At 44.9% G+C, this 1,219-nt stretch carries 3 protein-coding genes and 1 pseudogene; 2 read left to right on the top strand and 2 right to left on the bottom strand.

Annotation, left to right across the window (positions count from 1 at the left end):
• Nucleotides 1–223: bacteriocin (locus F6K51_RS37685; RefSeq protein WP_293031387.1), on the top strand; the 223-nt coding region annotated here is incomplete at its 5' end.
• Here F6K51_RS37685 and F6K51_RS37680 read toward each other — a convergent pair.
• Entirely contained in the window at nt 189–389 is a 201-nt protein-coding gene (locus tag F6K51_RS37680; RefSeq protein ID WP_293031384.1) for a hypothetical protein, read from the bottom strand. The genes F6K51_RS37685 and F6K51_RS37680 overlap by 35 nt on opposite strands.
• Before the next feature lie 73 nt (nt 390–462).
• Between F6K51_RS37680 and F6K51_RS37675 the strand changes: the two genes are divergently transcribed.
• The gene (locus F6K51_RS37675) at nt 463–588 is read left to right on the top strand and encodes a hypothetical protein (protein ID WP_269086946.1); all 126 of its coding nucleotides are present in this window, start codon (nt 463–465) and stop codon (nt 586–588) included.
• A 277-nt stretch (nt 589–865) separates the two neighbouring features.
• Here the strand turns inward: F6K51_RS37675 and F6K51_RS37670 are convergent.
• A pseudogene (locus tag F6K51_RS37670) lies at nt 866–1,219 on the bottom strand (hypothetical protein); the annotation flags it as partial.

The raw sequence follows: 1,219 nt of genomic DNA, 5'->3' as shown, positions 1-1,219 counted from the left end.
ACCCAGTGGTGCTGAATTATTTGATGACCCGGAAAGTTTTCTAGATGAATTGACTAATGATGACCTACAACAAATCATCGGTGGATTGAGGTTAGCCCTGCCCCCAGATGCAGGTTTTCTTCAGAGACTTAGATATAAAATTCAGGGAATACTATTGTCCCCTAAAACCCCAGTTATCTATAGCAATTCTACGACTTGTGAGGTACAAATTTCGGGTTTTTAGGGAGCAGGGAGCAGGGAGCAGGGAGCAGCGGATATGGGAAAAGGGAAAAGGGAAGAGGGAAGAGGGAAAAAATAATGTGTACCTCATGAGTCCTAGAAACGCTATAAAAGGGAACAGGGAGTCGGGAGTCGGGATTCGGGAATATGGCATCAAAAATTCTCACCATTGATTTAGGTACCCTATAGCAAACAATTCAAACTTCCAGTTGCAGCAAAGTAGTCTAGAAATTATTAAGATTTGTGAATGCGATTGACCTTGGCCAAAAGGCCACGCTACGCGAACGGTCACGCGGGGCGCGTTCGCATTTTCAAGCGATCGCTTCAATAGTTTTCCAGAAAACTCCCAAAATCAAAGATTTTCCCTAGAGAGCCCTGGAGCAGTAACAAAACCGAACCAAACCCTTACCAAGGTTGGGTTTCACTATTTTTAACCCAAATCAACCCAACCTGGTAAGCCAGATAAACTCACTTAGGGAGCAGGCTAAGGGTGAATGAGTTGTCAGAGCTATCTATGTAGCAATGGAGATTGGCTATGCTTTCCAAATCGATGGGCGGAGGCGGACAGCAGAGGCTACCTCTGAGGAACACATCCCTCAGCTGATGGAACAATTACTGTTTACCGATACTTTTTAGCTACCAAAGTCTACCAAGATAGACCATTACCCGCCAATGCAAGCTGTTCACGAAGTGTCGGCTTTGCCGAATCTCTCAGCCAGGGGGTATCTCCCAAAGCCCGTAGGAATATCCCACGAGCGCCATTGATGTCACGTTCGCGAAGCGTGACCAAAGGTCAATCCATTTGTTGGTTATCGATTTTTGATTTGATAATCTTGCTCCCGCCGATATTGACTAGTTCACCAGTCCAGCTAACAGTCTTGCTAGTATAGGCTTGCGCTTTCATCAACAACTATTTTTCGGTTTTCGGCTGCTTTATGCTTTAAGAACTCTTTAAACCGATAGTGGGCAAAAGAAAGCATATTGCGAACCGTTTTAGATC

Origin of the sequence: Moorena sp. SIO3I8 (assembly GCF_010692325.1) — a bacterium.
Taxonomy (GTDB): domain Bacteria; phylum Cyanobacteriota; class Cyanobacteriia; order Cyanobacteriales; family Coleofasciculaceae; genus Moorena.
Note: the sequence above shows the minus strand (reverse complement) of the source record. Positions and strands in the feature narration are given on the sequence as shown.

Coding starts and splice junctions, on each gene's coding strand:
- F6K51_RS37680 (WP_293031384.1), bottom strand. CDS start 389: ATGGTGAGAATTTTTGATGCCATATTCCCGAATCCCGACTCCCGACTC.